Genomic DNA, 18,475 nt, shown 5'->3' with positions numbered 1-18,475 from the left:
GGTTAAGCTAGAAAGAGCACACGGAGGATGCCTAGGCACTAGGAGCCGAAGAAGGACGTGGCGAACGACGAAATGCCTCGGGGAGCCGTAAGCAGGCTTTGATCCGGGGATGTCCGAATGGGGGAACCCAGCTGTGGTAATGCGCAGTTACYMTRYWGTGAATACATAGSWRYRKTRGAGGCATACCCAGGGAACTGAAACATCTAAGTACCTGGAGGAAAAGAAAACAAAAGTGATTCCGTCAGTAGCGGCGAGCGAAAGCGGAATAGCCCAAACCAAGGAGCTTGCTCCTTGGGGTTGTAGGACCTCGWTRTGGGGTTAGTTCGGTAGGCGAAGWGATCTGGAAAGGTCCGGCATAGAAGGTAAAAGCCCTGTAGCCAAAATCGAACGAAAYCCCTAGAGGTATCCTGAGTACGGCGGGTCACGTGAAACCCCGTCGGAATCCGGCAGGACCATCTGCCAAGGCTAAATACTCCCTAGTGACCGATAGTGAAGCAGTACCGTGAGGGAAAGGTGAAAAGCACCGCGGAAGCGGAGTGAAAAAGAACCTGAAACCGTGTGCTTACAAAAAGTCAGAGCCCTCTATATGGGTGATGGCGTGCCTTTTGTAGAATGAACCGGCGAGTTACGTTCCCGTGCGAGGTTAAGYTGAAAAGRCGGAGCCGCAGCGAAAGCGAGTCTGAATAGGGCGCTTTAGTACGTGGACGTAGACCCGAAACCGTGTGATCTACCCCTGTCCAGGGTGAAGGTGAGGTAACACTCACTGGAGGCCCGAACCCACGCATGTTGAAAAATGCGGGGATGAGGTGGGGGTAGCGGAGAAATTCCAATCGAACTCGGAGATAGCTGGTTCTCCCCGAAATAGCTTTAGGGCTAGCCTCGGATGTTGAGTTGTGGAGGTAAAGCACTGATTGGGTGCGGGGCCCGCCAAGGGTTACCAAGTCCAGTCAAACTCTGAATGCCACAAACTTAAATCCGGGAGTCAGACAGTGAGTGCTAAGATCCATTGTCAAAAGGGAAACAGCCCAGACCATCAGCTAAGGTCCCCAAGTGTGTGTTAAGTGGGAAAGGATGTGGAGTTGCACAGACAACCAGGATGTTGGCTTAGAAGCAGCCACCATTGAAAGAGTGCGTAATAGCTCACTGGTCGAGTGACTCTGCGCCGAAAATGTAACGGGGCTAAACACGCCACCGAAGCTATGGCWTGCACKTTAGTGCATGGGTAGGGGAGCGTTGTATGTACGTWGAATTCTGACCGTAAGGACAGGTGGAGCGCATACAAGTGAGAATGCCGGTATAAGTAACGAAAAGATCAGTGAGAATCTGATCCGCCGAAAACCTAAGGGTTCCTGAGGAAGGCTCGTCCGCTCAGGGTAAGTCGGGACCTAAGGCGAGGCCGAAAGGCGTAGTCGATGGACAACAGGTGGAAATTCCTGTACCACCGTAGCCGTTATGAGCRATGGAGTGACGCAGAAGGATAGTGACGCGAGCTGATGGATGCTCGTCCAAGCAGTGAGGCTGATGTGTAGGCAAATCCGCACATCGTAAGGCTGGGCTGTGATGGGGAGGGAAAYTTTAAGTACCGAAGGTCATGAGTTCACACTGCCAAGAAAAGCTTCTAGCCAGGCGAAGGTGCCCGTACCGCAAACCGACACAGGTGGGTGAGAAGAGAATTCTAAGGCGCGCGGAAGAACTCTCGTTAAGGAACTCGGCAAAATGACCCCGTAACTTCGGGAGAAGGGGTGCCTCGGTAGGGTGAATAGCCCGAGGGGGCCGCAGTGAAAAGGCCCAAGCGACTGTTTAGCAAAAACACAGGTCTGTGCGAAGCCGCAAGGCGAAGTATACGGGCTGACGCCTGCCCGGTGCTGGAAGGTTAAGAGGAGTGGTTAGGGGTCAAACCCGAAGCTATGAATTGAAGCCCCAGTAAACGGCGGCCGTAACTATAACGGTCCTAAGGTAGCGAAATTCCTTGTCAGGTAAATTCTGACCCGCACGAATGGCGTAACGACTTGGGCGCTGTCTCAACGAGAGATCCGGTGAAATTTTAATACCTGTGAAGATGCAGGTTACCCGCGACAAGACGGAAAGACCCCATGGAGCTTTACTGCAGCTTGATATTGGACTTTGGTACGATCTGTACAGGATAGGTGGGAGCCTTTGAAGCCTGAGCGCCAGCTTGGGTGGAGGCATCGTTGGGATACCACCCTGATCGTATCGGAGTTCTAACCTRGTACCGTRATCCGGTATGGGGACAGTGTCAGGTGGGCAGTTTGACTGGGGCGGTCGCCTCCTAAAATGTAACGGAGGCGTTTAAAGGTTCCCTCAGAATGGTTGGAAATCATTCGCAGAGTGCAAAGGCATAAGGGAGCTTGACTGCGAGACCTACAAGTCGAGCAGGGACGAAAGTCGGACTTAGTGATCCGGTGGTACCGAATGGAAGGGCCATCGCTCAACGGATAAAAGCTACCCTGGGGATAACAGGCTTATCTCCCCCAAGAGTCCACATCGACGGGGAGGTTTGGCACCTCGATGTCGGCTCATCGCATCCTGGGGCTGAAGTAGGTCCCAAGGGTTGGGCTGTTCGCCCATTAAAGCGGTACGCGAGCTGGGTTCAGAACGTCGTGAGACAGTTCGGTCCCTATCTGTCGCGGGCGTAGGAAATTTGAGAGGAGCTGTCCTTAGTACGAGAGGACCGGGATGGACGTACCGCTGGTGTACCAGTTGTCTCGCCAGAGGCATMGCTGGGTAGCTATGTACGGAGGGGATAAGCGCTGAAAGCATCTAAGCGCGAAGCCCCCCTCAAGATGAGATTTCCCAGTATGTAAGACCCCTTGTAGACGACGAGGTTGATAGGTTCGAGGTGGAAGTGCAGCAATGCATGYAGCTGACGAATACTAATCGGTCGAGGGCTTAACCTCCCTTGTAGACGACGAGGTTGATAGGTTCGAGGTGGAAGTGCAGCAATGCATGYAGCTGACGAATACTAATCGGTCGAGGGCTTAACCTAATATAGGGATCTTTGACGAAAGTCAAAGTCTCTCTGATTCGCCCAGAAAATCTAAGCAATCTAACTTTACGCAAGTTTCGTATCTAGTTTTCAAGGAATAAATCCTTGAATGAAGTGTTGTTTCTATTCCCTGATAGCTCAGTTGGTAGAGCACTCGACTGTTAATCGAGTTGTCACAGGTTCGAGTCCTGTTCGGGGAGCCATATGGAGAGGTGTCCGAGCTGGCCGAAGGAGCACGATTGGAAATCGTGTAGGCGTCACAAGCGTCTCGAGGGTTCGAATCCCTCTCTCTCCGCCACTATCTTTCTAGTAAGGCCCGTTGGTCAAGTGGTTAAGACACCTCCCTTTCACGGAGGTAACAGGGGTTCGAGTCCCCTACGGGTCACCATTAAATTTTTAGTTTTATCCCATGGAGGCTTAGCTCAGCTGGGAGAGCATCTGCCTTACAAGCAGAGGGTCGGCGGTTCGATCCCGTCAGCCTCCACCATGATTCCTTAAGCAAAACTTGCTTTGCTCGGATTCATCATATATGATTAATGACGCGGGGTGGAGCAGCCCGGTAGCTCGTCGGGCTCATAACCCGAAGGCCGCAGGTTCAAATCCTGCCCCCGCAACCAATCTTCTTAGCCGAAGATATTGTACTTAGCATGGAGCTGTGGTGTAGTGGCCTAACATGCCTGCCTGTCACGCAGGAGACCGCGGGTTCGAATCCCGTCAGCTCCGCCATTTTTTTTCGAATCAAGTAAGGCTTTGTAGCTCAGTCGGTAGAGCAGAGGACTGAAAATCCTCGTGTCGGCGGTTCGATTCCGTCCAAAGCCACCATTTTTCTAAATGAATAAGCCGTTGTAGCTCAACTGGTAGAGCAACTGACTTGTAATCAGTAGGTTGGGGGTTCAAGTCCTCTCGACGGCACCATTGCTTTGTGGAGGCTTAGTGAAGTGGCTAAACACGGCAGACTGTAAATCTGCTCTCTTCGAGTTCGGTGGTTCGAATCCATCAGCCTCCATTTACTTTTTCTAGGGGCATAGTTTAAGGGTAGAACAAAGGTCTCCAAAACCTTTGGTGTGGGTTCAATTCCTGCTGCCCCTGCCAAAAAAGTAAGAAACTTAATATTGTGGCGGTCGTGGCGAAGGGGTTAACGCACTGGTTTGTGGATCCAGCATTCGCGGGTTCAAGTCCCGTCGTCCGCCCATTATTACCCAAGTAACATAATGGGGATTAGCCAAGCGGTAAGGCAACGGACTTTGACTCCGTCATGCCAAGGTTCAAATCCTTGATCCCCAGTTTTATATGCGGAAGTGGCTCAGCGGTAGAGCATCGCCTTGCCAAGGCGAGGGTCGCGGGTTCGATCCCCGTCTTCCGCTCCATTATTACTAAGGCGCCATAGCCAAGTGGTAAGGCAGAGCTCTGCAAAAGCTTTACCCCCAGTTCGAATCTGGGTGGCGCCTCCACATTTATTAGCCGGAGTGGCGGAATCGGCAGACGCACAGGACTTAAAATCCTGCGGTAGGTGACTACCGTACCAGTTCAAGTCTGGTCTTCGGCACCATTATCTTTACAACTTCATATGCCGGCATGGCGGAATGGCAGACGCGCTCGACTCAAAATCGAGTCCGAAAGGGTGGAGGTTCGAGTCCTCTTGCCGGTATAACGAATAGAAAAAGCTCATGAAATCATTAGATTTCATGAGCTTTTTGTATTTTACTTCCTAGCCTAAATATCAAAATGAAAACAGCTTTGTTAGACAAGACTATTGGTGAAAACAAACAGCTGGATGAATTCTAGCTCTGCGAAAAAATGAGAATTTCGAAAAAAAGTGATAGTTCGAGTAAAATGAATAATACGAGAACAACAGCAGAGGAAGAATAGCCTAAAAGAAGTTGAAAACATGCGCCTTTAGGCGAGCGCCTCTTTTTCCAAAAATGGCTCAAGAATCTGAACAAGAGGCGGCAGCCCTCCATATGGTAGAAAAGAGAATTGTATGCCATTGTGGAGGTGTAAGTGCTATCGAGTACTTAGATATGTTAGCCAAATTAGGAGTGGGCAATGCGCATCCCGGGGGTTTTGGAGAAACGATTGAGCAATTGAAAAAGTATCCCATTGAGAAAGGGAAGCGCGTGCTAGAGGTTGGCTGCGGAACTGGAAGAACGGCATGTTTCCTGGCCGAGCAAGGATGCGAAGTAACAGCGGTCGATATTCGTCCGGAAATGATTGCGAAAGCGATCATAAGAGCTCAGAAGCAGGGGGTACAGGTGAAATTCATGGTTGGGGATGTATGCCAGTTACCCTTTGAAGATCATACTTTTGATGTCGTGATGGTGGAGTCAGTGACGAATTTTGCAGATGCTCAGAAAGCAGTATCCGAGTATTATAGGGTGCTTAAATCCGAAGGCAAGCTCTACGATCGAGAAGTCATCCGAATCAAACAGATGTCACCAGGAGTTCAACGGGCGCTATGCAGCTTCTATGGGGTAAGTAAAATATATAGTATGGATGAATGGCGGGAGCTGTTAGAAAAGGGCAGGTTTAGCCCCGTGGACTTCTCAGGGATACATCCATTCCCTCTTACGATGTTCGAAGATCAAGTTCAACATCCAGATCCTGTTCACTTGTCTGATAAGCAGTCTTTTATGGATCCGCGAATTTGGCAAATTACTGCAAAGTACGATGAGCTTGTCAATAAATATCATCCCTATATGGGCTATACCCTCATGATTGGATCAAAGGAATAAGGGAAGACAAGGAAGGATTTTGGCTTTCCAATGGCGAAATATATGAGAAAGATTATCATTGGGGGCTGCTTCTTTGAATGTAGATGTCATAACGGAACGAATTCCGAATCGTAAGGCGAAAGAAATCTATGAGCGAATTTGTCGTCAAACAACGGTTTCCAAAACGGAGTTGTTAGAGCAAAGCGGGATGACGGTATCTACGTTGACGCGGCTTTTGGAGGAACTGACGGTTCAAGGGCTTATCCTTGAATCTGGTTTCGGTGCTTCAACAGGAGGGCGTAGGCCGATTCTGTATGAAAAGAATCCGGCCTATGCTTATGTATTTGGTTTGGAAATATCCAGAACGTTATCCAAGCTTGTCCTTGTCGATCTGGGAATGAAGAAAATGGATACACGGAGTTGGACGATGACGGCTGAGATGACGCCGGATGTGTTGATTCGTCTAATCGTGGACGAAGTACAAAAGATGTTATCCAAACACAACATAAATCCTTCATCGGTGCTGGGAATAGGGATTGGTGCGGTTGGTCCTGTGGATCGCTTGTCAGGAACCATCTTAGAGCCGTCTTATTTTCCAGCAAAAGGATGGAGAAATGTTGAGATTTGCAGGCAGTTAACGGGAGAATTAGGTATTCCCGCATTGCTGGATAATGGAGCTAACACGGCCATCCTAGCGGAATCATGGCATCAACGTACGCAGAGCTTTAAGCATCTGCTATATATTCATGCTGGAATTGGCTTACGTTCCTCCATGGTGTCGGAAGGAAAGGTTATTTATGGTGCTGTCGATATGGAAGGCTCTGTGGGTCAAATGATTATTCAAACGGATGGTGTTCCCCATCGTAATACGTCAGGCAATTACGGAGCATTGGAGTCATATGCTTCTTTATATGCTATCGAGAAAGCGGCTCGATCTGCATTAAAGAAGGGTCGATCCACGGTTTTGTCCCATTTGGTTGATGATCCCGAGCATGTCACGTATCTGCATGTTATGGAGGCGCTCAAAAAAAATGATCCCCTAGTTGTGGAGATCATCACGGAAGCTGCTACCTATTTTGGTATTGGACTAGCTAACTTGCTCAATATTTTACACCCCGAGAAGGTAATCTTAGGGGGGCCATTAATTGCGGGAGGGGAGTTATTTTTCCAAACCGCTACACAGGTAGCGATTCGGAAAACGTACTACTACCCCGCCTATCAGGTTGTCTTCAGCAAAGGGCAGCTTGGTGAGGAAGCTCTAGCGATTGGTGCAGCTGTGATGGTTATGGACCAGTTGGTTAAGCTTTAATGCCCTTCAGAAAATCAATCAGCAGCGCATTGAAAGCTTCCGGCTTTTCCATCGGCGTCAAATGTGAGGCAGCTGGTATGACATGATAGCTGGCACCTGTAATTTGGTCGGCCATTTTCTTCATGACATCCGGAGGCGCGATAGGGTCCTGTTCGCCGGCAATGACGAGCGTTGGCACCGAAATAGTGCTAAGCAAGTCTACAGAGTCTTCACGGAATGCCATCGCAAGACAAGCATGGACAAGTCCCTCTGCAGGCATCGATTCCATTACCATGCTCAAGGTATCGACGAGCTTAGGATGCGTTTCCCTTGAAGGTTCTGTAATAAGTTTAGGCAGCATAGCGTCTCTTGCCACTACGGACCCTTTTTCATAGAGAGAGACTGCCATGTTTAAACGATTCTTACGAGCCTCTTGTCCATCTGCTTCAGGACGAGTATTGGCCAATATAAGACCTGTGAACCGTTTTGGAGCTTTGCGTAGAAGTGCAAACGCCACATAACCACCCATGGAGAAGCCGCCAAGTGCGGCTTTTTCTATGCCCATTTTATCCATTAAAGTTATAATGTCATCGGCATATTGGTTTATGGAAATATTAGATACGGGCACATCAGATTGCCCCATACCGCGTAAATCAGGTGTAATGACACGATAGTTCGCTGACAACTCGTCTATCTGCGATTGCCACATGCGATGATCCAATGGAAAGCCGTGCAGTAAAATAACAGGTGCTCCATGCCCTTTTTCTTCGACGAACTGTTCGGCTCCGTTAATATGATGTTTCATAGTTCTTCACTCTCCATTAGATAAATTTACCACACATAAAGTCCTAATTTGTTACCCGATCATAGTGCTATGGGCATAAAATAGGGAAAATTATCGAAATAGTTATGTCTTCATACTTTCATTATGGTTAACTCATACTTCTTTAACATTTCGTTGGTATTCTCTTATTATACCTTTAGTTAGTAACCATTAACAGGCAGAACGAAACATTCATTTTATCGAAGTGGGGTTATTCATATGACTAAAAAGCCTTGGTCCACACAGGAATTGGACAAGTTGATTCGCCTTTCCTCTGAGTGTCCTCCAGTTGTAATTGCCAGAGAATTATCTCGTCCTGTAACTTCTGTACGCAAAAAAATGCGCGAAATTGGAGTAAGTTATGTAACCGGGGAGCAATGGAAAAAAAGTCAAATTCAGTATCTCATTTCTGATGAGGGCACGACCTATAAAAATAAACATAACCTTACACAAGCACCCAAAGAAAATGAATTCGAATCTCCTGTTCTAGATGAATTCTGGACAACACTCGTGAAAATGGCCAGAGTCGCGAAAAAGAGGGGGAAAAGAGTAGATGTCCTCTCATTTATCGATACATACCGCAAAATTCGTATTGGCGGATAACTATATAGGTAATTATTCATAAAAGGTGAAATCCGTTATAACGAGATTTTACCTTTTTCTTTTGTCCAAATACCTCTAAACTGAGAATACCAATAACATCTAGGAGGTTGTATGCACAGGATTCCTTTGTTTTCACTGATTAGCAAGTATGATACGGCGATATGGGTTCGAGTCGTTGGGACGATTCTAACTTCATTAGCTGGATTTATGATGAGACCCTATTTGGTTTTTTATTTGTATGACAAATTGGATGGTTCTATTTTCTTATCTATGTTGATTGTCGGATTACAGCCGTTATGCGGAATTTTCGTGAATTTGTATGCAGGCAGCTTGAGCGATCGTTATGGACGGAAGCCTATGATACTGGCTGCGCTAATTATCCAAGCTTTCGCCATTGGCGGTTATATGTTTGCTAGTCACGTTTGGGAATTTGCTGTCATTTCGATCATTAACGGCATTGGTCATGCTATGTTTGGACCTGCTGCTAATGCACAGATTACGGATGTTGTCCCGCAGGAGAAGCGCGCTGAAGTGTTTGCTTTGCTGCATACGGCCTTAAATATGGGTTCAGCATTCGGACCGCTCCTTGGGCTGCTTCTTTTCACCTGGAATCCGACAATTATTTTCCTAATTTGCTCGATAGCTCTTCTTGCATACGCAGGGTTGGTCGTCTGGAAGGTTCCAGAGACAATGCCTGTAAAGAGCGCTGCGGAGCAGGAATTGTCTAAGACAAAGCCGAAAATCAGATGGCGGGATCATAAGCAGCTCCTTTGGATAACACTTCTAGCCATGCCGGTATCTCTGTTGTATGCACAAGTTGAGTCTACGTTTCCGCTGCATTTGCAGCAGCAATTTGAGAATTACAAGACAGTTTTTGCTACGATCATTACCTTCAACGGTTGTATCGTTATTGCGCTGCAATTATGGATTGCTAAACGAACTGAGCACATTTCCGCTTATATGGTAGTTGCTGCATCCTATCTGTTGTTTGCCATTGTGTCAGTTGGTTATGGATTTGTACCTATCTTTGCGATACTACTTTTTGTTGAATTTTTATTTACCATTGGTGAAATGTTAAACGGTCCTCATATTCAGAAGGTGATCTCCGTCATTGCACCTGAGGAGCATAGAGGTTGGTATTTCTCTGTGTTCGGTATGAATTGGCAGCTATCTCGTGCGATTGGGCCTATTCTAGGAGGCTTGCTATTCAGTCACTATGGCGGGAAGATGATGTTCGCCGTCTTAGCTGTGATCATACTGCTAGCCGGTATTGCTCAGTCGCGATATATTCGAAGTCTTAATCACAAAAAAGAGGAGCCTATTATTGAGGCTGCTTTGCAAACCTAAAGGAATGAAGCTCCCCGCAATCTAGGGAGCTTTTATACTTTTGTAATACATACGTAAGCTTCATTTCATGGCTCTGCGGTATAATAGAAATAATGCTTGAGGAGGTATGCCGTATGGGTTCACTGGTTCTCGTGGTGGATGATGAAACGAATATTATTGATGTGTGCACCGTCTATTTGCAGCGGGAGGGTTACCAGGTTATCTCGGCGGTGAGTGGCGACGAAGCCATCCGCTTATGGAGGCTGCACAATCCGCAGTTGATTGTTCTTGACCTCATGATGCCGGGCAAAAACGGTTGGCAAGTGTGCGAAGAAATTCGAAACGAGCAGGACGTGCCCATCATCATGTTGACGGCTCTAGGCGATGAAATGGATCGCCTCATGGGCTTAACGATGGGCGCAGACGACTACTTGACGAAGCCTTTCTCGCCGCGAGAGCTGGTGCTGCGAGCGAAAGCGATTTTGCGGAGGCTGCAGCGCGGCCAAGCGGAAGGGGCTAACCGTGCAGGCGCTGTGCCTCCTGCGCATATCATGAAGTTTCCGGGGCTAGAGTTCAATGTTCTGCACCGGAGTGTTCGGGTCAACGGGAAAGAAATCGAGCTGACCGTCAAGGAATTTGAACTGCTGCACCTGTTTGCTGGGCATCCGGAACAAGTATTTTCACGCAATCAGCTGTTAAGTAAAGTGTGGGATATTGACTATTATGGCGATACAACAACGGTCACTGTCCACATTCGCAGGCTGAGAGAGAAGATTGAGCCCAATCCCTCTCAGCCTCGATACATTAAGACCGTATGGGGTATTGGCTATAAATTTGAGGGTAGGGAGCCATCATGAAGCTTCGTATTTATTTGCTCATTGCAAGTGGAGTGAGTACGAGTATGATTTTGCTCACCTTGTTTATTTGCTATCGATATATGTTATTGAACTGGAAAGACGTCGTGCTGTTGACGACGGTAACGCTTGGCGCAGCGAGTGTATCAATGCTCGTCCATTACTTCATGACGCGCCCCCTTGAGAAAGCCATTCATGCAATTACGGAGGAAACGACGCATATTTCGGAAGGCCATTTTGAGGGAAAAGTGCCTCAGATTGGACCTGCTGAATTCCAAAGACTGGCGGATCAATTCAATCGAATGACGGGCAAGTTGAATGAAAGCTTTCAGAAATTGCGAACAGCTGAGGCATCCCGTAAAGAACTCGTAGCGAATGTTTCACATGATTTGAGGACACCAATGGCTTCCATTCAAGCATTCGTAGAAGCTTTGCAGGACGATGTCATTCAAGATAAAGAAACGTTTGCCCGGTATCTACAAACCATCCGGCTTGAAACAGGACGGTTAGACGGACTAATTCAAGAATTATTTAAGCTGTCGCAGCTGGATGCTGGAGGAACTGAATTTGCTCCTGAACGGTATCATGTCGATCATTTGCTGGTAGACGGCTTGCAAAGTTTGGCTTTTCAGTTGGAGGAAAAACAGCTGCAAGTCGACGTAGACTTGCCTGATCGATTGCCACCGGTGGCGATTATGCCCCAGGAAATGAAGCGGGTCCTTTCGAACATTTTGGATAATGCTATACGGCATTCAACTGTCGGTGGGACCATTGAAATTAAAGTCGAGCAGATCTCGGAGCAGTATGTGAAGCTTGATATTCAGGATCATGGTCAAGGGATAGACGAAGAGGATAGCAATAAGATTTTCGATCGCTTCTATCGTGCGGATCCGTCCAGAACTCGTGCAAGCGGAGGCGCGGGTCTCGGACTTGCGATTGCCAAATCGATTGTTCACCTGCATGGAGGAACGATTGGTGTTGATAGTCATACAGGCGATAAAGGGCGCGGCAGCCGATTCTGGTTTACGTTGCCGATTTATTAGTGGAGGAAGAGGCTGAAATTGGCAGCTAGAGATTATTGCAGAGCAAGAATTGTAAGGATCGTAAGTAGGCAGATAGTAGTCCGCAAATAGAACACAAGTTGACAGCATATAAACCACATCTAGACTGCAAATGAAACTCATATTGAGCATATAGACCGCATCTTGACTGCAAATGAAACATATATTGAGCGCATATAGACCGCATCTTGACTGCAAATGAAACACATATTGAGCGCATAGTCCGCAAGAGGGATTGTCCCTTCTTGTGGTTTTTTTGTGCGGGCGGATTTTCTTTTGGTTTTAGGCCAAGGAGGAGGAGGGGCCAGATTAGGATGCTTTTATGATCGCTTTTTTTTGTTTGAAGGCGGGTAAGTTGTACGGTGTACAACAATACGATTGGTTTCTACCTTCCTAGACAGAGATGTTGTATGTTGTACAAGAATTTAGTCTTATTTCATCTTAAGCGTCCAATTTGGGGCAGAAATATTGTATTTAGTACAACAATCGCAGAGGTAACGCTAGAATTGATTGATTAATGTTGTACTTAATACAACTTTGCTTGTGTCTGAGCACCGTTTGTGGGGAGATTTGAGAGAGGGATTATCATCGTGGTTTAGGTCACCGTCGGGTCATGACCTTGCTCACCTTACAATCTTTTTTATATTTACGGGACAATAGGTACAATATTGCCTCTAATTTCGCTAATTTTAATGATTTGGAAGCCTGGTATGTAAGGTTGCTGGGCTTTTTTTGTTAGTCTCTTGTAAGTATTTCGTAATGGTTACGTTAGTGTTTCTTAAGCTTGGTACGTTAATTTAAGGAATAGAAAGACGTGACCAAATCTTAGGAGGAATGAAACGATGAAAACATGGAAAAAAGCGATGGTTGTTTCACTGGCAGCTTGTACACTAGCACTTCCAGGGTTGGCAAGTGCAGAGGAAATGAGTGCTAAGAAGTTTAACTACAGCGGTATTGAAATGATGATGAAGGAGGGGACGGAGTTTGTTCCTCTGCGCCAAATTGCTGAATCATTAGGATTTAAGGTGACATGGAATGGGGAAGCCCGCTCGGTTACTTTAATGAAGATGATGATGGAAGACAAAGGTAGGATGGAAGATAAGACGATGAAAGAAAACATGATGGAGATGGGGAACACGTTCGTGATTCAAATTGATAGTAAGGTAATTAAGGTAGGCATGATGGATAATATGCTTATGAGTGAACCGACCATTTTGAATGACATGACTTATGTGCCGAAGGAATTGGTTGATATTTATTTAGTGAAGTAGTCTAATATGTATAAACTAGCCCCCCACCGCCACGTTGAAAGTGGAGTTTGGGGGTTTCTTAGGTGGAGAGCTACTCGAAATATTAGCGGATTTGTAAGCCTTTTTTAATATTTATACGTTATGATAAGAATAACGTAAAGATCGTAAATGAATGAAGGCGGTGACGGTATGGATTCAAAAAGAGGATGGCTGAAGCAATCTTTTGGGAAGCGATTGAACGCTATTCATAGCTGGAATGCTTGGATTTTGCTGCTGCTTACTGTGACGGGCATCGTGCTGAGTATAGGTGCGATTAGGGGAGATCTGGGGAGCTTCCGTGTGACGATCAAGCAGCTTCACATTTACTTGGGTATCGCATCGATTCTGCTCATCGCGCTTTACGCGCCGATGATTCGTAAGCATTGGCACCAGATTCGCGCGCGCCGCAATCAACGCGCGAATCTGGTGTTCGTCCTTGCGCTCCTGATCGGCTGGGCCGGATCAGGGGTGATTTTGTGGCAGTTCCGCAATCTGCCACCAGCTTTGAACAACTCGGCACTCTTCGTGCATGACCTGCTCACCTGGGTCGGAGTGCCGTATGCCGTGTACCACGCCATCTCGCGCAGCAGATGGCTCAAGCGCCAGCAGCGGCTTGATCAAGCCGCTGCCACAGCAAGACCGCCCGCTGAGCAGGCGGTCCAAACCCCAGCCGCCGCCAGCGCTATCGCAGCGGCGCCGAACCAGGCCCCCGTGGCGACAGAGGACGCCACGGCAAGGCGCACAGCAGCGCAGGCGGTCATCGCCGCGCTGAAGGAGTCGCCGATCACACGCGCATCGTTCCTGCGGATAGCCGCAGGACTGCTGCTCGTGATCGCGATCGGTCCCGCCTTTTATCGCTGGATAAAAGGCGCATTCGATACCGGCGGCGCCGCGACAGCCGAATATATCGCAACCGACGGCAACCGGATGCTTCCGCCGCCGGCGCCACTGCCGGACTCCGCCGCTGTCGTGGGCGGAGGAGCGCAAGGGAATTTCCGGATATACACCGTGACGGAAATTCCGGCTTTTTCCTCGGATACGTGGAAATTCGCGATATCCGGTTTGGTCGATAATCCCAGTGTATGGAATTGGGAAGAGTTCTTGAAGTTGAAGAGGACTGTGCAGGTTAGTGATTTCCACTGTGTGACTGGCTGGTCAGTTTATAAATGTACATGGGAGGGCATCCCGCTTAAGCAATTATTAGCTGCTGCTGGAGTTCAAGCCAAAGGGAAATATGTGAAATTCTATTCAGGTGATAAGGTATATACGGATGCGTTGTCCCTAAGCCAGGCAAATGGGGATGATATTATGGTCGCTGTGCTCATGGATGGTAAGCCCATTCCGCAAAAATTAGGAGGCCCGGTCCGACTCATCGTTCCGCAAATGTATGCCTACAAATCCGTCAAATGGCTCCAAGGGATTGAGCTCATCGAGAAGGAGCACATGGGCTACTGGGAAGTAAGGGGTTATGATAACGACGCATGGGTAGATAGGTCAAAAGCGTAATTTACTTGTATTCACGTAAGCTGGTAACTGACTTTCCGGGAGGATTTTGGTATAGTGGATACTAAGAATTTTCTCGGAAATGAGGGACATTGGAATGGAAATCGTATCAGTGAACGTTGGTTTACCACAAACAATCATGTATCAAGGGAAAGAGCTGGTCACGGGTATTTTCAAATATCCGGTCAGCTCATCTTTGTATGTATCGAAGACACAGTTGGATGGGGATGGGCAAGCGGATTTGACTGTGCATGGAGGAGCCGACAAAGCGCTGTGTGTTTACCCGGAGGAGCATTACGCACACTGGGAGGAAGTGCTGGGTCAGAAATTGGAAGCAGGCACGTTCGGTGAGAATCTAACGGTACGCGGTCTGCTTGAAGATGAGGTCTGTATTGGTGACATCTACGCTATTGGTGACGTAATCGTTCAGGTCTCGCAGCCTCGTCAGCCTTGTCATAAACTTGCGAAACGTTTGGATTGGGCGGACGCGGCCTTTCAAGTCCAGGAAACTGGCTATACTGGCTACTATTTTAGGGTCATTAAAGAAGGTGTCATCTCTAAGAATTCACAAGTTAGACTTATCGCCAAAGATGAAGCGGGATTAACTGTCGCCTATGCCAACCAAATCAAGTATCACGAAAAAACGAATATAGATGCTGCTCAGCGCATTGCAGCAATACAAGCGTTATCGGCTAGTTGGAAACAATCCTTCTTAAAAAGGTTGGCGGAGCTTGGAGCATGATCACAGGTGTTATTCTTGCCGGGGGCCTCAATCGCCGTATGGGAGGAAGGTTAAAGGCGCTTCTCCCCGTGCAAGGGCAGCCCTTACTTCTTAGGCAGTTGAAGGAAATGTCGAGCATCTGTCAGCAAGTCATTGTCGTAACCAATGAACCTGAGGTTTTGCTGCCTCACTTGTCTTCGGTTCCCGATTTAGACGTACAATGTGTCACTGACCATTATGTACAGAGAGGGCCCTTAAGCGGCATTCATGCTGCCTCTATGATTGCATCAGAGCAGCATATGTGGATTGTGGGCTGTGATATGCCTTTTATTTCAGCAGAAGCGGCAAAGGCAATGGCCATTTTATGCCAAGAAGCTAATTTGGATGCAGTTATCCCTGTGCTGGACGGTCGCGTACATCCTCTCCATGGCATATATTCAAGTTTGGTAGGCTCCGAAGCCGAGGTGTTATTGAAGAAAGAGCAGTACCGGTTAATGGGGCTGCTGGATCATATAGACTGGAACGCTGTTGAGAATGATTTTTTTGAACGGCAAAATATCCCTATCCATTTTGCAACAAATGTGAATACTCCGGAAGAATATGAACGAATGTCAGATAATCTGCCATAGAAGTTGTTTTTTTATTTAGTTCTCGCTAAGGAATCTAGGAATTTGTTATGAAATATGCCATAATGTACGTAGAGAGAGGTGAATTCCAATGCCGAAGCTGCTTATGGATCGATTCGGACGGATGCATGATTACTTGCGCATTTCTGTTACAGATCGTTGTAATCTACGCTGTGTATACTGCATGCCAGAAGACGGAATGGAATTTGAACCGGATGAAAAGTTGTTAACTTTCGAGGAAATTACTGAAGTCGTCCGTGTGCTTGCAGGGCTTGGTGTTCGTAAGTTGAGATTAACCGGCGGAGAGCCCCTTGTGCGCAAAAACTTGGAGCAATTGATCGGTATGCTTTCTCAAATTCCTGGAATTGAAGATATTGCTCTGACTACGAATGGGATATACTTTGCATCGAGAGCTGAAAAGCTTCGTGCTGCTGGGTTAACCCGTGTTAATATAAGCTTGGATTCTTTGAAAGCAGATCGGTTCTCTTTGATAACCAGAGGCGGCGATATTCATCGTGTTCTCGCTAGCATTGAAGAAGCTTACCGTGTGGGCATCACCCCGATTAAGCTCAATGTGGTCTTGATGAAAGGCATTAACGATGACGAAATTGAAGACTTTTTGCAAATGACGATTGACCGTCCTATTCAGGTTCGATTTATTGAATACATGCCAATCGGTCACCAAGACGAGAATTGGAAAAGCCGCTATTTATCCCTGACCACAGTCTTAGATCGCTGTAAAGCAAAGGGGTGGAATGCTGCTGCCTCGGATGCGGTTTATGGAAATGGTCCTTCACAGAACTTTCGAATTGACGGGGCGTTAGGCTCATTTGGGCTCATACACCCGATTAGCGATCATTTCTGTGAGACCTGTAATCGTCTGCGAATAACAGCGGATGGCAATGTGAAACCATGTCTATATTGGTCAGATGAATTTAATGTGCGAAAATATATTGGAGATGACGCTGCGATGGAAGATTTGTTCTTCCGCGCTTTGGATATCAAACCACAAAATCATGAGATGGCCCAGGCACTTATGAATGAAGAGCAATCCCATACACCAACACTTCGCCGGATGTCGCAAATTGGCGGTTGACCTTAGGAGGAACAGACGCTAGTGAGCAGTGATACTAAGCTTAAGTTTGGGCGCAAAGTGATTTCCGTTGAGGAAGCCCGAAGCATGCTTTTCGAATACGTTAAACACACCCCCATAGAGTCAGTTCCGCTATCTTCCGCTTTCGGTAGACGGCTGGCTGTGGACATAGTTGCCGATCATCCGGTGCCTCATTTTCGCAGATCAGGTGTTGATGGCTATGCCGTATGTTCAAAGGATATTGAACAGGCCACACCAGAAGCTCCTGTTGTATTGCGTGTTATAGAGCGAATTCCTAGCGGAACGGTTCCTCAGCATACCATCCAATCTGGTATGGCTGCTCGTATTATGACGGGAGCCCCAGTTCCTGATGGTGCGGATACTGTCGTTATGCTGGAGATGACGGATTCCTTGCAAGATAAGGGGACAAGCTCCTACCAGGTGAGTATCAAAAAAAACATAACCGCAGCAAGCAATATAACCCCAATAGCCGGTGAAATCGGTTTAGGGGATATATTGCTTGAGCGAGGAACACAGATTGGGCCTGGTGAAGCGGCGATATTAGCCACTTTCGGCTACTCGGATGTATCCGTTTATCGGCAGCCAAGGGTCGCCATTTTCTCAACAGGCTCTGAGTTGTTGAATGTGGCAGAAGCGCTGCAGCCGGGACGAATTCGTAACAGTAACAGCTACATGCTGGCGGCGCAGGTGGAGGCTGCTGGGGGATCGGCGGTTATTATGCAGGCGCTTTCGGATGATGTAGCAGAGGTAGAAGCGGCGCTGCAGGATACTTTCCCTAAAGTGGACTTAGTCCTCACCTCCGGCGGTGTTTCCGTTGGCGATTACGACGTGCTTGTTGATGTCTTTGAACGATTTGAGGGCAAACTGCTGTTCAACAAAGTGGCCATGCGGCCAGGTACTCCAACGAGTGCAGCCTTATGGAACAATCGGTTGCTCTTAGCTTTGTCTGGTAATCCGGGCGCCTCATTCGTTGGGTTTGAGCTGTTTGCCAAACCGCTGATTAAAGCGATGGCAGGGGATCACTCGCCTTATCCAGAAGCGGTCACGGCTCAGTTGGATGTAGATTATGATAAAGGCTCCGCTTACCCGCGTTATGTTAGAGGAACGACTCATGTGGACAACAACGGGAGTCTGAAGGTTAAGCCATCAGGTATTGATAAGTCCAGTATTATGGTTTCTATTAAAGACGCTGATTGTTTGATTTACTTACCTGCCGGAGGTAAGGGGTTCGTAAGAGACGAACGTGTAATTGTGTATCCTATAAAATAAAGATGGCCTACCTATCGCTGAACTTCCGTTAAGAAGTCATTGAGGGTAGGCCATTTTATGCTTGAACAGTCAATGCGAGTGAGTACCCATTACTATTGCTTTGGTTAATGTGATAGACCAGTCAGCATCATTCCAGGAGACATGAACTATTTTTATTTTTTTATATCATCCAATACAAGAGATTTTGCGAAGTATATAATAGTTAGGAGGCTTGGGAAAGGGGATCCTTCATGAATGGTACGCGTACCGACCAAGAATTAATGATACAAATCGTGGATAA

13 protein-coding genes, 16 tRNA genes and 1 rRNA gene are annotated in these 18,475 nt (G+C 47.3%); 29 read left to right on the top strand and 1 reads right to left on the bottom strand.

Annotated features, from left to right (window positions below):
• The 19 genes from ASG85_RS20760 to ASG85_RS20670 all read left to right on the top strand — a co-directional run bounded on the left by ASG85_RS20760 (position 1) and on the right by ASG85_RS20670 (position 7,027).
• Positions 1–2,918 (top strand): 23S ribosomal RNA (locus ASG85_RS20760).
• A 216-nt stretch (positions 2,919–3,134) separates the two neighbouring features.
• A tRNA-Asn gene (locus ASG85_RS20755) sits at positions 3,135–3,210 on the top strand.
• A 3-nt stretch (positions 3,211–3,213) separates the two neighbouring features.
• Positions 3,214–3,305, top strand: a tRNA-Ser gene (locus tag ASG85_RS20750).
• Positions 3,306–3,320: 15 nt separating this feature from the next.
• Positions 3,321–3,395: transfer RNA gene (locus tag ASG85_RS20745), tRNA-Glu, on the top strand.
• A 23-nt stretch (positions 3,396–3,418) separates the two neighbouring features.
• A tRNA-Val gene (locus ASG85_RS20740) sits at positions 3,419–3,494 on the top strand.
• A gap of 53 nt (positions 3,495–3,547) precedes the next feature.
• Positions 3,548–3,624: transfer RNA gene (locus ASG85_RS20735), tRNA-Met, on the top strand.
• 32 nt (positions 3,625–3,656) lie between these two features.
• A tRNA-Asp gene (locus ASG85_RS20730) sits at positions 3,657–3,733 on the top strand.
• Positions 3,734–3,753: 20 nt separating this feature from the next.
• Positions 3,754–3,829, top strand: a tRNA-Phe gene (locus ASG85_RS20725).
• Between the two features lie 17 nt (positions 3,830–3,846).
• Positions 3,847–3,922 (top strand) — tRNA-Thr (locus ASG85_RS20720).
• 9 nt (positions 3,923–3,931) lie between these two features.
• Positions 3,932–4,013: transfer RNA gene (locus tag ASG85_RS20715), tRNA-Tyr, on the top strand.
• 12 nt (positions 4,014–4,025) lie between these two features.
• Positions 4,026–4,099 (top strand) — tRNA-Trp (locus tag ASG85_RS20710).
• A gap of 25 nt (positions 4,100–4,124) precedes the next feature.
• Positions 4,125–4,197 (top strand) — tRNA-His (locus ASG85_RS20705).
• Positions 4,198–4,219: 22 nt separating this feature from the next.
• Positions 4,220–4,291: transfer RNA gene (locus tag ASG85_RS20700), tRNA-Gln, on the top strand.
• Between the two features lie 8 nt (positions 4,292–4,299).
• A tRNA-Gly gene (locus ASG85_RS20695) sits at positions 4,300–4,374 on the top strand.
• A 10-nt stretch (positions 4,375–4,384) separates the two neighbouring features.
• Positions 4,385–4,458, top strand: a tRNA-Cys gene (locus ASG85_RS20690).
• A 9-nt stretch (positions 4,459–4,467) separates the two neighbouring features.
• A tRNA-Leu gene (locus ASG85_RS20685) sits at positions 4,468–4,556 on the top strand.
• A 20-nt stretch (positions 4,557–4,576) separates the two neighbouring features.
• A tRNA-Leu gene (locus ASG85_RS20680) sits at positions 4,577–4,655 on the top strand.
• Between the two features lie 313 nt (positions 4,656–4,968).
• A complete protein-coding gene (locus ASG85_RS20675; RefSeq protein WP_162257281.1) occupies positions 4,969–5,739 on the top strand; it encodes a class I SAM-dependent methyltransferase in 771 nt (256 codons plus the stop codon).
• A gap of 73 nt (positions 5,740–5,812) precedes the next feature.
• Positions 5,813–7,027, top strand: coding sequence for an ROK family protein (locus ASG85_RS20670; RefSeq protein WP_060647640.1), 1,215 nt, complete (start codon positions 5,813–5,815; stop codon positions 7,025–7,027).
• On the opposite strand, the gene ASG85_RS20665 is transcribed toward ASG85_RS20670, so the two are convergent.
• Positions 7,017–7,811 carry an alpha/beta fold hydrolase gene (locus tag ASG85_RS20665; protein ID WP_060647639.1) on the bottom strand — a complete coding sequence of 265 codons (795 nt, stop codon included), beginning with the start codon at positions 7,809–7,811 and terminating at the stop codon, positions 7,017–7,019. The genes ASG85_RS20670 and ASG85_RS20665 overlap by 11 nt on opposite strands.
• 237 nt (positions 7,812–8,048) lie before the next feature.
• Between ASG85_RS20665 and ASG85_RS20660 the strand changes: the two genes are divergently transcribed.
• The 10 genes from ASG85_RS20660 to glp all read left to right on the top strand — a co-directional run bounded on the left by ASG85_RS20660 (position 8,049) and on the right by glp (position 18,195).
• A complete protein-coding gene (locus tag ASG85_RS20660) occupies positions 8,049–8,432 on the top strand; it encodes a hypothetical protein (protein WP_057307726.1) in 384 nt (127 codons plus the stop codon).
• 111 nt (positions 8,433–8,543) lie between these two features.
• Positions 8,544–9,779 (top strand): MDR family MFS transporter, encoded by a 1,236-nt coding sequence (locus tag ASG85_RS20655; protein ID WP_060647638.1) that lies wholly within the window; start codon positions 8,544–8,546, stop codon positions 9,777–9,779.
• A 113-nt stretch (positions 9,780–9,892) separates the two neighbouring features.
• Positions 9,893–10,615, top strand: a complete 723-nt coding sequence (locus ASG85_RS20650; RefSeq protein ID WP_060647637.1) for a response regulator transcription factor — start codon at positions 9,893–9,895, stop codon at positions 10,613–10,615.
• The gene (locus ASG85_RS20645) at positions 10,612–11,655 is read left to right on the top strand and encodes an ATP-binding protein (RefSeq protein WP_060647636.1); all 1,044 of its coding nucleotides are present in this window, start codon (positions 10,612–10,614) and stop codon (positions 11,653–11,655) included. Before ASG85_RS20650 ends, ASG85_RS20645 begins: the two co-directional genes overlap by 4 nt.
• Before the next feature lie 860 nt (positions 11,656–12,515).
• Positions 12,516–12,944: a copper amine oxidase N-terminal domain-containing protein gene (locus ASG85_RS20640; protein ID WP_060647635.1), complete on the top strand. Its 429-nt coding sequence runs from the start codon at positions 12,516–12,518 to the stop codon at positions 12,942–12,944.
• A gap of 168 nt (positions 12,945–13,112) precedes the next feature.
• The gene (locus ASG85_RS20635; protein WP_060647634.1) at positions 13,113–14,468 is read left to right on the top strand and encodes a molybdopterin-dependent oxidoreductase; all 1,356 of its coding nucleotides are present in this window, start codon (positions 13,113–13,115) and stop codon (positions 14,466–14,468) included.
• A gap of 94 nt (positions 14,469–14,562) precedes the next feature.
• Positions 14,563–15,207, top strand: a complete 645-nt coding sequence (locus tag ASG85_RS20630) for an MOSC domain-containing protein (RefSeq protein ID WP_235550186.1) — start codon at positions 14,563–14,565, stop codon at positions 15,205–15,207.
• Entirely contained in the window at positions 15,204–15,815 is a 612-nt protein-coding gene (locus ASG85_RS20625; RefSeq protein ID WP_057307719.1) for a molybdenum cofactor guanylyltransferase, read from the top strand. Before ASG85_RS20630 ends, ASG85_RS20625 begins: the two co-directional genes overlap by 4 nt.
• An 88-nt stretch (positions 15,816–15,903) precedes the next feature.
• Positions 15,904–16,908 carry a GTP 3',8-cyclase MoaA gene (moaA, locus tag ASG85_RS20620; protein WP_057307718.1) on the top strand — a complete coding sequence of 335 codons (1,005 nt, stop codon included), beginning with the start codon at positions 15,904–15,906 and terminating at the stop codon, positions 16,906–16,908.
• A gap of 21 nt (positions 16,909–16,929) precedes the next feature.
• Complete coding sequence (gene glp, locus ASG85_RS20615; protein ID WP_235549499.1) at positions 16,930–18,195, top strand: gephyrin-like molybdotransferase Glp; 1,266 nt, start codon at positions 16,930–16,932, stop codon at positions 18,193–18,195.
• The last annotated feature ends 280 nt before the right edge of the window (positions 18,196–18,475 follow it).

Origin of the sequence: Paenibacillus sp. Soil724D2, assembly GCF_001427935.1 — a bacterium.
Classification (GTDB): domain Bacteria; phylum Bacillota; class Bacilli; order Paenibacillales; family NBRC-103111; genus Paenibacillus_E.
This window is presented reverse-complemented; position numbering and strand designations above follow the sequence as displayed.

Excerpts from the sequence above, each read along its gene's own strand:
- ASG85_RS20660 (WP_057307726.1), top strand. The coding sequence starts at position 8,049 with ATGACTAAAAAGCCTTGGTCCACACAGGAATTGGACAAGTTGATTCGC.
- moaA (WP_057307718.1), top strand. The coding sequence starts at position 15,904 with ATGCCGAAGCTGCTTATGGATCGATTCGGACGGATGCATGATTACTTG.
- ASG85_RS20625 (WP_057307719.1), top strand. The coding sequence starts at position 15,204 with ATGATCACAGGTGTTATTCTTGCCGGGGGCCTCAATCGCCGTATGGGA.
- ASG85_RS20665 (WP_060647639.1), bottom strand. The coding sequence starts at position 7,811 with ATGAAACATCATATTAACGGAGCCGAACAGTTCGTCGAAGAAAAAGGG.
- ASG85_RS20630 (WP_235550186.1), top strand. The coding sequence starts at position 14,563 with ATGGAAATCGTATCAGTGAACGTTGGTTTACCACAAACAATCATGTAT.
- ASG85_RS20655 (WP_060647638.1), top strand. The coding sequence starts at position 8,544 with ATGCACAGGATTCCTTTGTTTTCACTGATTAGCAAGTATGATACGGCG.
- ASG85_RS20645 (WP_060647636.1), top strand. The coding sequence starts at position 10,612 with ATGAAGCTTCGTATTTATTTGCTCATTGCAAGTGGAGTGAGTACGAGT.
- ASG85_RS20635 (WP_060647634.1), top strand. The coding sequence starts at position 13,113 with ATGGATTCAAAAAGAGGATGGCTGAAGCAATCTTTTGGGAAGCGATTG.
- ASG85_RS20650 (WP_060647637.1), top strand. The coding sequence starts at position 9,893 with ATGGGTTCACTGGTTCTCGTGGTGGATGATGAAACGAATATTATTGAT.
- ASG85_RS20640 (WP_060647635.1), top strand. The coding sequence starts at position 12,516 with ATGAAAACATGGAAAAAAGCGATGGTTGTTTCACTGGCAGCTTGTACA.
- ASG85_RS20675 (WP_162257281.1), top strand. The coding sequence starts at position 4,969 with ATGGTAGAAAAGAGAATTGTATGCCATTGTGGAGGTGTAAGTGCTATC.